Origin of the sequence: Planococcus donghaensis (genome assembly GCF_001687665.2) — a bacterium.
Taxonomy (GTDB): domain Bacteria; phylum Bacillota; class Bacilli; order Bacillales_A; family Planococcaceae; genus Planococcus; species Planococcus donghaensis.
Genome location: NZ_CP016543.2, coordinates 1 through 11272 on the forward strand (window position 1 = coordinate 1; position 11272 = coordinate 11272).

An 11272-nucleotide genomic window follows, 5' to 3' on the forward strand; every position below is an offset into this window, starting at 1 on the left:
TTGGAACACTTAGACGAATTATGGTCGAGTGTCTTAGCCCAAGTTGAAACCAAAATCTCCAAACCGAGTTTTGAAACGTGGTTAAAATCGACAAAGCTTTTATCCTATCAGGATGATACAGTCACTATTTCAGCGCCTAATTCTTTTGCACGTGATTGGTTAGAAAACCACTATGTGCATTTGATCACCGGAATTTTATCCGACACTACTGGCGATGATATGATGATTAAATTTGTTGTGCCTAAAGATCAGGATATGGATGATTTTCAACTTCCTGCGCCTCGCGTTAAACCGGGACAAGACCAGCAGCACGAGTTTTTACCTGGCATGCTAAACCCAAAATACACTTTCGATACATTTGTAATTGGTTCAGGCAACCGTTTCGCACACGCCGCCTCTTTGGCTGTGGCCGAAGCGCCAGCAAAAGCTTATAATCCGCTGTTTATCTATGGGGGAGTAGGACTTGGCAAGACACATTTAATGCATGCAATCGGACATTATGTCCTCGAACACAATCCAAATGCGAAAGTCGTTTATTTATCTTCAGAAAAATTTACGAACGAATTTATCAATTCCATTCGCGACAATAAAACAGGTGAATTCCGCGACAAATATAGAAGTGTCGACATTCTTTTAATCGATGATATTCAGTTTTTAGCGGGCAAAGAACAGACTCAAGAAGAGTTTTTCCATACGTTTAACACATTGCACGAAGAGTCAAAGCAAATCATCATTTCAAGTGATCGGCCGCCAAAAGAGATTCCAACACTGGAAGATCGGCTCCGCTCCCGCTTTGAATGGGGCTTAATCACAGACATTACGCCGCCCGATTTGGAAACACGTATCGCTATATTGCGTAAAAAAGCAAAAGCAGATGGACTTGATATTCCGAATGATGTAATGACGTATATTGCAAATTCAATTGACTCGAATATTCGGGAACTTGAAGGTGCATTGATCCGAGTTGTGGCTTATTCTTCTTTGATCAACCGTGATATGAGCGCAGAACTTGCTTCAGAAGCGTTAAAAGATATTATGCCGAACTCCAAACCTAAAATTATTACTATTTTGGACATTCAAAACGCTGTTGGTGAGCAATTCAACGTTAAATTAGAAGATTTTAAAACAAAACGCCGCACGAAAGATATTGCTTATCCACGTCAAGTTGCTATGTACTTGTCACGTGAGATGACGGATTTCTCGCTGCCTAAAATTGGCGAAGAGTTTGGTGGACGTGACCATACAACCGTGATTCACGCCCACGATAAAATTTCTAAAATGTTAACGGATAATCAGCAGCTTCAACAAGACGTCAAGGACATCAAAAGTGCGCTTGGCAAGTAAAAATGATTGTGGATAAACCCATAAATCATCAAGCAGTTTATGCACAGGCTGTCTACATGTGGATAAACTGCTTTTATTGACTTTTAAAGGCTTATCCACATATTCACAGGCCCTACTACTACTATTACTTTAAAAGCCCTTAAATAAAATATATATATAAGCGAGGTTCGAGAATGAAATTCGAGATAAAACGTGAGCGACTAGTTGAAGGATTAAACGATGTAATGAAAGCAGTAAGTTCAAAAACAACCATTCCGATTTTAACGGGGATTAAAATGGATGTGTCTTCAGAAGGAATGAGATTAACAGGAAGTGATTCGGATATTACAATCCAAACATTTATTCCTGCAGAAGAAGATGGCGAACAAATCATCCAAGTTACTAATGGAGGAAGCATTGTTCTTCAAGCTAAAGTTTTCGGCGAAATCATCCGTAAGTTGCCAACAAACGAAGTTGAAATTGAAATTACAGGAAACTTCCAAACACATATCCGTTCAGGAAAATCTGAATTTCATTTAATCGGCTTGGATGCAATGGATTATCCACAATTACCTGATATTCAAGACGATCGCTTGTTTACCATTCCAGCAGATCTATTAAAAACGATTAACCGTGAAACGGTGTTTGCTGTTTCAAGTTCAGAAACACGTCCTGTACTAACAGGCGTTCACTGGGAAGTGAAAGATGGCGAATTGGTTTGTGTGGCAACAGATAGTCACCGTCTAGCTCGTCGTAAAACAAAACTTGAGACATTGCCAGAAGGGGAGTACAGCGTTGTAATTCCAGGGAAAAGCTTAACTGAGCTTAACAAAATCCTTGATGACACTTCTGAAGCAGTTGAAATCGTGATGACGAACCAACAAGTATTGTTCAAGTCAAAACACATTCTTTTCTTTTCTCGTCTATTAGAAGGCAACTATCCAGATACAAGTCGTTTAATTCCAGCGGAATACAAAACAACTGTAACTGTAAACGGCCGTTCACTTTTACAAGCAATCGATCGTGCGTCTTTGTTAGCTCGAGAAGAACGTAATAATGTAGTGCGCTTTTCTGCAAAAGAAGGTACTGATGTTGAAGTTTCTTCTAATTCACCTGAAGTAGGTAAAGTAGAAGAGCAATTGCAAGCTCAAAGTATAGAAGGAGAAGAACTAAAAATCTCTTTCAGCGCTAAATTCATGATGGATGCACTTAAAGCCATCGATGGACAAGATGTGGTGATTCAATTTACTGGAGCTATGCGTCCATTTATCTTGAAATCAGCATTAGATGACTCAATTTTGCAGTTGATTCTTCCTGTCCGAACATATTAAAAATAAAACAAACCCTCAGGATAGCCATATAGGCTATCCTTTTTTACTTTTTAGCTAAAATAGGGTAAAATAGAGGGATAGACTATGAATCGAAGGATGAGTGCATTTTGAGAGAAATCGGGATTGAGACTGAATATATAACATTAGGACAATTGTTAAAAATGACGGATACAATAAGTTCAGGCGGAATGGCCAAATGGTTTTTAAGTGAGCATGAAGTTTTTGTCAATGGTGAAGCTGAAAATCGTAGAGGACGCAAGTTGCGTGCAAGCGATCTTGTAAATATTCCAGGGTTTGGAGATTTTCGTATCGTGACGGCTGAAGGCATGAGCTTCGATGCGGATTGACCGCCTTGAGCTTGTCAATTATCGAAACTACGAATCATTAGAACTGGAATTTTCTCCAGAGATTAATGTGTTCATAGGAGAAAATGCGCAAGGCAAAACCAATGTCATGGAATCTCTGTATGTTTTATCTATGGCAAAATCGCATCGCACGTCTAATGACAAGGAATTGATACGTTGGGATGCTGATTATGGTAAAATTAAAGCTGATGTTTTCCGGAAATACGGCAAACTGCCCCTGGAAATCTCTTTGTCAAAAAAGGGAAAGAAAGCGAAAGTCAATCATTTAGAACAACGTAGGTTGAGTGATTATATTGGCCAATTAAATGTTGTCATGTTTGCTCCAGAGGATCTTCACCTTGTAAAAGGAAGTCCACAAGTGCGCAGACGTTTTATCGACATGGAAATTGGGCAGATCTCTCCCGTCTATTTGCACGATCTAGTAAATTATCAAAAACTCCTCAAACAAAGAAATCATATATTGAAACAACATTATGGAAAACAAACAATCAATGACGTCATGTTCGATGTGTATACCGAACAATTTATCGAAGCAGCCGTCAAAATTATCCGCAAACGGTATCAGTTTATGGAGCTTTTGCAAAAATGGGCTGAACCAATTCATCACGGCATTTCTCGGGGGCTCGAACAACTTCAAATCCGCTATCAACCGATTAGCGGTTTAAAGCCTGAATGGACGCCTGAAGAAATGGCGTCTTTTTTAGAGCAGAAACTGATAGAAGTCCGCAAACGAGAAATAGAACGTGGCGTGACACTTGTCGGACCTCATCGTGATGAACTGCAATTTTTTGTGAACGGCTACGATGTTCAAACTTACGGTTCACAAGGACAACAGCGCACAACTGCTTTATCGTTGAAATTGGCCGAAATTGAGCTGATCAAACAAGAAGTTGGAGAAGCACCTGTGCTATTGCTCGATGATGTACTTTCTGAACTCGATGATTACCGCCAATCACATTTATTAAATACGATTAAAGGCTCGGTCCAAACTTTTGTTACCACCACGAGTGTTGAAGGTATACAACATGAAACAATTCAAAACGCGCGTCTTTTCGAAGTTTCACACGGCACTGTAACAAAGTGAAAACACTTTAATATAGCAATATAACGTTGATCGGGAATAAATAGGATTATGAAATGCGTAAGAAAGAGCAGGTGAATGGAATGGCTATGGAAGAAAAAGGTCTACAAGGATCATATGAAGCGAGTCAGATTCAAGTACTAGAAGGATTAGAAGCGGTTCGTAAAAGACCAGGTATGTATATAGGATCTACAGGTGCAAGAGGGCTACACCATTTAGTTTGGGAAATTGTTGATAATAGTATCGATGAAGCATTGGCTGGTCATTGTACAGAGATTCGTGTATCGATCGAACCGGACAATTGGATTCGTGTAGAAGATAATGGACGCGGAATTCCTGTTGGGATGCAAGAGAAAATGGGGCGTCCAGCAGTAGAAGTTATTATGACCGTCCTTCATGCAGGCGGTAAATTTGGTGGCGGCGGTTACAAAGTATCCGGTGGTCTCCACGGCGTAGGCGCTTCTGTAGTAAACGCTTTGTCTGAAACAACTGAAGTATATGTAAATCGCGATGAAAAAAGACATTATATTAAATTTGAGCGTGGAGCGGTCACCGAAGAACTGAAAGTGATTGGAGATTCAGATCACACAGGGACGACAATCCGTTTTAAAGCAGATGCAGAAATCTTCAAAGAAACTACGGTTTATGAATTTGATATTTTAGACCATCGCTTGCGTGAACTTGCTTACTTAAACCGTGGCTTGAAAATTGTTGTAAAAGACGAGCGCGAAGGCGAAGAAAAAGAAAAAGTCTACCATTTCGAAGGCGGCATAAAGTCGTACGTCGAACATTTAAATAAATCAAAAGATCCTCTTCATGAAGAAGCTATTTTTGTTGAAGCGGAAAGAGATGGCATTACCGTTGAAGTTGCGATGCAATACAATGCGGGCTATGCAGCCAATATTTTCTCTTTTGCCAATAACATTAATACGCACGAAGGCGGAACACATGAATCTGGATTTAAAACGGCTTTGACACGCGTGGTCAATGATTATGGCCGTAAAAAAGGCATGTTAAAAGAACAAGATCTTAATTTGACTGGAGACGACGTGCGTGAAGGGTTAACAGCCATTATTTCGGTTAAACATCCAGACCCACAATTTGAAGGTCAAACAAAAACCAAATTGGGCAATACGGAAGTTAGCACCATCGTCAATAATTTGTTCTCAAACGGATTTGAACGATTCTTATTAGAGAATCCTGCTGTTTCGAAGAAGATTGTTGAAAAAGGGATTATGGCTTCTCATGCACGAATGGCCGCTAAAAAAGCGCGTGAATTCACACGCCGTAAATCGGTGCTAGAAGTATCGAGTCTTCCAGGGAAACTTGCTGATTGTTCATCGCGTGATCCAAAAATCAGTGAAATTTACATCGTTGAGGGTGACTCGGCTGGTGGATCGGCTAAATCAGGCCGTGATCGTCATTTCCAAGCAATTTTACCGTTGCGCGGAAAAATTTTAAACGTTGAAAAAGCACGACTGGACCGTATTCTAACTAACGATGAAATTCGCAATATCATTACCGCATTAGGTACTGGAATCGGCGAAGAATTCAACCTTGAAAAAGCTCGTTACCACAAAATTGTTATTATGACAGATGCCGATGTTGATGGAGCGCACATTCGTACATTGTTGTTAACATTCCTTTTCCGTTATATGCGTCCATTGCTTGAAGCTGGTTATATTTATATTGCTCAGCCCCCATTGTTCCAAATCAAACAAGGGAAGCATGTGGAATATGTCTACACAGACGCCCAGCTAAAAACGGCACTAGAAAACTTATCTCCAACGCCAAAACCAAATATTCAGCGCTATAAAGGGTTAGGAGAAATGAATGCAACACAATTATGGGACACAACAATGGATCCAGATGTTCGTACGTTGTTGCAAGTCACATTAAACGATGCGATGGTCGCAGACGAAACTTTCCATATTTTAATGGGGGACGAAGTTGAACCACGCCGTAATTTTATCGAAGAAAATGCGAAATACGTTAAAAACTTGGACGTTTAAGTGATATAGAGTTGAGAGGAGGCTGCGGATATGGCTGAACGGCCGAGCAGTGGTGTTGAAGAAATAAATATAAGTACGGAAATGCGGACTTCATTTTTAGATTATGCGATGAGTGTTATTGTGTCCCGTGCCTTACCGGATGTACGTGATGGATTAAAGCCAGTTCATCGCCGCATTCTTTATGCAATGCATGATTTAGGAATTACAGCAGATAAAGGCTATAAAAAATCAGCGCGTATCGTCGGAGATGTAATTGGTAAATACCATCCTCACGGTGACTCAGCTGTTTATGAAACAATGGTTCGGATGGCGCAAGATTTTAGTTACCGTTACATGCTTGTTGATGGACACGGTAACTTCGGATCAGTTGATGGAGATTCTGCGGCGGCAATGCGTTATACAGAATCCAAAATGTCGAAAATTTCGATGGAATTATTACGTGATTTAAATAAAAACACGGTTGATTATCGCGATAACTATGATGGCCAAGAAAAAGAACCAATCGTATTGCCAAGTCGATTCCCAAACCTTTTAGTAAACGGTACATCAGGGATCGCTGTTGGTATGGCTACGAATATTCCGCCACACCATTTAGGTGAAACAATTGATGCGGTTTTGGCACTTGCTGATAATCCAGCAATCACAACGGAAGAGCTAATGGAACATATTGAAGGACCTGATTTCCCGACTGGTGGTATTATCCTCGGCCGTAGCGGGATTCGTCGTGCTTACGAAACAGGGAAAGGTTCTGTTTTAATTCGTTCTGTTGTAGATATTGAAACAAAACCAAATGGCAAAGAAGTCATTATCGTTAACGAAATTCCTTTCCAAGTCAATAAAGCTCGATTGATTGAAAAAATCGCAGAACTTGTGCGTGACAAGAAAATTGACGGCATTACTGATTTACGTGATGAGTCTGACCGTAACGGCATGCGCATCGTCATCGAAGTTCGCCGAGATGCTAGTGCAAGTGTTCTTTTAAATAATTTATATAAACAAACGGCGATGCAAACAAGCTTTGGTCTTAATATGCTGGCACTTGTAGATGGCAGACCCAAAGTGCTGAGCTTAAAAGAAATTCTTTTCCATTACCTTGAGCATCAAAAAGTGGTGATTCGTCGTCGCACACAGTTCGAATTGACGAAAGCAGAAGACCGCGCTCATATTTTGGAAGGTTTGCGAATTGCCTTAGATCATATTGATGCCATTATTGCGTTGATTCGTGGATCTCAAACGGCAGAACAAGCGCGCAATGGCTTAATGACGGATTTCAATTTAACTGAACGCCAATCTCAAGCCATTTTAGATATGCGCTTGCAACGTTTAACTGGGTTGGAACGAGATAAAATTGAAGAAGAATATCAAGCATTAGTGAAATTAATTGAAGAATTGAGATATATTCTTGCAAATGAATACCGCATTCTTGAAATCATTAAAGAAGAAATGCTTGAAATTAAAGACCGTTTCAGCGATAAGCGTAGAACTGAAATTACGACTGGCGGAGCGGAAATGTTTGAAGATGAAGATTTGATCCCGGTGGAAGCAACGGTATTAACATTGACGCATAACGGTTATATCAAACGTTTGCCGGCGAACACTTACCGTAGTCAAAAACGTGGTGGACGTGGTGTACAAGGAATGGGCACAAACGAAGATGATTTTGTCGAACATTTATTGTATACATCAACTCACGACACAATCTTGTTCTTTACGAACAAAGGGAAAGTATATCGTAAAAAAGGATATCAAATTCCTGAATATGGCCGCACTGCCAAAGGCTTACCATTGGTCAACCTTTTGGAAATTAGTAAAGAAGAGAAAGTTACAGCTGTTATTCGTGTGAAAGAATTCAAAGAAGACTCATTCTTCTTCTTTACAACACGTGAAGGTCTTAGCAAACGGACCCCTGTAACAAATTATGCCAACATCCGTCAAAATGGTTTGATTGCGATCAGTCTTCGTGAAGAAGATGAGCTCATTTCAGTGAAACTAACAGATGGCACTAAGGAAATGGTCATCGGTACTAAAGATGGCGCATTGATTCGTTTCCCAGAAACCGATATTCGCAGCATGGGCCGAACAGCTAGTGGAGTTCGTGGCATTCGTCTTCGTGAAGGCGACGCAGTAGTCGGTATGGAGATTTTGGATCCTAACGACAATGTATTGGTTATTACGGAGAAAGGATATGGTAAGCAGACGAAAGAATCTGAGTACCGTGTTCAATCTCGTGGTGGTATGGGAATCAAGACGTGTCAGATTACAGACAAAAACGGACCACTTGTTGCGGTGCGGACTGTTAACGGCACAGAAGATATCATGCTAATCACGGTTAATGGTATTTTAATTCGTATGGATGTTAACGATATTTCAACTACAGGTAGAAGCACCCAAGGCGTTCGTTTAATTCGATTAGGTGACGACGAGGTAGTAGCGACTGTAGCTAAAGTTAAAAAGGATATCGACGTGCCGGAAGAGTTAGAAGAAGGCGAAGAAGATAATGCTGAAACAACAATCAACGAAAATTCTGAAGCAAACGAAAGTGTTGTAGACGATCAAGTTAGTTCTATAGAAGAAACGCCAGAAAAAGATGGAGAATAAGTTTAAACCCCTTGATTAAATCAAGGGGTTTTTGTTATGGAGAACTTTATTACGCGTTGACTAGCGCGTTGCATCTAGAAGCAAGGGTCGCGTAAACTTTTCTGAGCTTAAGAGCAAAGTAGCTGATTGATGAATAGAGCGTCAATATTTTGGAGCAACCGAGCCTGTTCGGAAGAAATTTGTAGAGCTGCGATAAAAGAGAGCCGCGATTTTTTATTCGTGAATTTTTTTCGAACCCTTACTATTCTAATAAGCGGATAATGAAAACAATCATTTGTTTAGGAAGGCTTAGTTTACCTAGCTGATCCAGTGAAAAAGGAATTTATAGAAAAACGTTTTTGAAAGTAGAGCTCTAGAGTTGAAATCGTAATATTAATTTTGTTAAATCATTTACAAAGCGCTTATCGAAGAAACGCTACAGTTGAAGGCTGACTGTTTTATTAGTTGGATGGATAGTTAAAGTTGAGTTTAGGATAAAAAATTCCCGATAATAAATTAGCATTTTTCTATGGTGTCATATGAAAAATAACAGGAAGTAAATAAGATAAGAAAATCAAGTCGTAGCAAGGTTTCAAGCACTCGTCGATAGATAGCTATCTCTATTTAAAGTGGAATATAAAGTTAGGAATTCTTATTTTAAAATAGACTTTTTTTATAAAATCAAAGATTTATTTGCATAAAGTGTTGACTCTGATATATCAGCATGGTATATTAGTTGAGTCGCCAATGAGCGCGGCAAACAAAATGAAACAAACTGAACCTTGAAAACTGAACAGCAAAACGTCAACAAACAGCAACGGCCGCGCAAAACGGCCCGCGCAAAACTTACTGATCAGCATTATGCAGATCAAAGCGAATCGTGCGTCTTCGGACGGCGATACGCCAGCAGTATTGAGCAATCAACACTACTCTATAATGGAGAGTTTGATCCTGGCTCAGGACGAACGCTGGCGGCGTGCCTAATACATGCAAGTCGAGCGGAACCAGAGGAGCTTGCTCCTTCTGGTTTAGCGGCGGACGGGTGAGTAACACGTGGGCAACCTGCCCTGCAGATCGGGATAACTCCGGGAAACCGGTGCTAATACCGAATAGTTTGCGGCCTCTCCTGAGGCTGCACGGAAAGACGGTTTCGGCTGTCACTGCAGGATGGGCCCGCGGCGCATTAGCTAGTTGGTGGGGTAATGGCCTACCAAGGCGACGATGCGTAGCCGACCTGAGAGGGTGATCGGCCACACTGGGACTGAGACACGGCCCAGACTCCTACGGGAGGCAGCAGTAGGGAATCTTCCGCAATGGACGAAAGTCTGACGGAGCAACGCCGCGTGAGTGACGAAGGTTTTCGGATCGTAAAACTCTGTTGTGAGGGAAGAACAAGTACCAACTAACTACTGGTACCTTGACGGTACCTCACCAGAAAGCCACGGCTAACTACGTGCCAGCAGCCGCGGTAATACGTAGGTGGCAAGCGTTGTCCGGAATTATTGGGCGTAAAGCGCGCGCAGGCGGTCCTTTAAGTCTGATGTGAAAGCCCACGGCTCAACCGTGGAGGGTCATTGGAAACTGGAGGACTTGAGTGCAGAAGAGGAAAGTGGAATTCCATGTGTAGCGGTGAAATGCGTAGAGATGTGGAGGAACACCAGTGGCGAAGGCGACTTTCTGGTCTGTAACTGACGCTGAGGCGCGAAAGCGTGGGGAGCAAACAGGATTAGATACCCTGGTAGTCCACGCCGTAAACGATGAGTGCTAAGTGTTAGGGGGTTTCCGCCCCTTAGTGCTGCAGCTAACGCATTAAGCACTCCGCCTGGGGAGTACGGCCGCAAGGCTGAAACTCAAAGGAATTGACGGGGGCCCGCACAAGCGGTGGAGCATGTGGTTTAATTCGAAGCAACGCGAAGAACCTTACCAGGTCTTGACATCCCACTGCCCGGTGTAGAGATACGCTTTTCCCTTCGGGGACAGTGGTGACAGGTGGTGCATGGTTGTCGTCAGCTCGTGTCGTGAGATGTTGGGTTAAGTCCCGCAACGAGCGCAACCCTTGATCTTAGTTGCCAGCATTTAGTTGGGCACTCTAAGGTGACTGCCGGTGACAAACCGGAGGAAGGTGGGGATGACGTCAAATCATCATGCCCCTTATGACCTGGGCTACACACGTGCTACAATGGACGGTACAAAGGGTTGCCAACCCGCGAGGGGGAGCCAATCCCATAAAACCGTTCTCAGTTCGGATTGTAGGCTGCAACTCGCCTGCATGAAGCCGGAATCGCTAGTAATCGTGGATCAGCATGCCACGGTGAATACGTTCCCGGGCCTTGTACACACCGCCCGTCACACCACGAGAGTTTGTAACACCCGAAGTCGGTGAGGTAACCCTTGTGGAGCCAGCCGCCGAAGGTGGGACAGATGATTGGGGTGAAGTCGTAACAAGGTAGCCGTATCGGAAGGTGCGGCTGGATCACCTCCTTTCTAAGGATAAATTCGGAACCGGGCGCCTAGCGCTCCGGGGTTGACGTTTTGCGTTCAGTTTTGAAGGTTCACCTTCAGGCGGCAACGCCTTTTTTTGTG

6 protein-coding genes and 1 rRNA gene are annotated in these 11272 nt (G+C 42.2%); all 7 read left to right on the top strand.

Going from position 1 to position 11272, the window contains the following annotated elements:
* The 7 genes from dnaA to BCM40_RS00035 all read left to right on the top strand — a co-directional run bounded on the left by dnaA (nt 1) and on the right by BCM40_RS00035 (nt 11173).
* Complete coding sequence (dnaA, locus tag BCM40_RS00005) at nt 1–1344, top strand: chromosomal replication initiator protein DnaA (RefSeq protein ID WP_065524966.1); 1344 nt, start codon at nt 1–3, stop codon at nt 1342–1344.
* 173 nt (nt 1345–1517) lie between these two features.
* A complete protein-coding gene (dnaN, locus tag BCM40_RS00010) occupies nt 1518–2654 on the top strand; it encodes a DNA polymerase III subunit beta (RefSeq protein WP_008427675.1) in 1137 nt (378 codons plus the stop codon).
* 107 nt (nt 2655–2761) lie between these two features.
* Nucleotides 2762–3001: a S4 domain-containing protein YaaA gene (gene yaaA, locus BCM40_RS00015; protein WP_008427673.1), complete on the top strand. Its 240-nt coding sequence runs from the start codon at nt 2762–2764 to the stop codon at nt 2999–3001.
* Nucleotides 2991–4103 carry a DNA replication/repair protein RecF gene (recF, locus tag BCM40_RS00020; protein WP_065524965.1) on the top strand — a complete coding sequence of 371 codons (1113 nt, stop codon included), beginning with the start codon at nt 2991–2993 and terminating at the stop codon, nt 4101–4103. The genes yaaA and recF overlap by 11 nt, the downstream gene beginning before the upstream one ends.
* A gap of 80 nt (nt 4104–4183) precedes the next feature.
* Nucleotides 4184–6112, top strand: a complete 1929-nt coding sequence (gene gyrB, locus BCM40_RS00025) for a DNA topoisomerase (ATP-hydrolyzing) subunit B (RefSeq protein WP_065524964.1) — start codon at nt 4184–4186, stop codon at nt 6110–6112.
* A gap of 30 nt (nt 6113–6142) precedes the next feature.
* Complete coding sequence (gene gyrA / locus BCM40_RS00030; protein WP_065524963.1) at nt 6143–8710, top strand: DNA gyrase subunit A; 2568 nt, start codon at nt 6143–6145, stop codon at nt 8708–8710.
* A gap of 912 nt (nt 8711–9622) precedes the next feature.
* A 16S ribosomal RNA gene (locus tag BCM40_RS00035) occupies nt 9623–11173 on the top strand.
* The last annotated feature ends 99 nt before the right edge of the window (nt 11174–11272 follow it).

What these genes read in the sequence shown, in the direction of transcription:
- dnaN (WP_008427675.1), top strand. Translation starts at nt 1,518, where the DNA reads ATGAAATTCGAGATAAAACGTGAGCGACTAGTTGAAGGATTAAACGAT.
- gyrA (WP_065524963.1), top strand. Translation starts at nt 6,143, where the DNA reads ATGGCTGAACGGCCGAGCAGTGGTGTTGAAGAAATAAATATAAGTACG.
- recF (WP_065524965.1), top strand. Translation starts at nt 2,991, where the DNA reads ATGCGGATTGACCGCCTTGAGCTTGTCAATTATCGAAACTACGAATCA.
- gyrB (WP_065524964.1), top strand. Translation starts at nt 4,184, where the DNA reads ATGGCTATGGAAGAAAAAGGTCTACAAGGATCATATGAAGCGAGTCAG.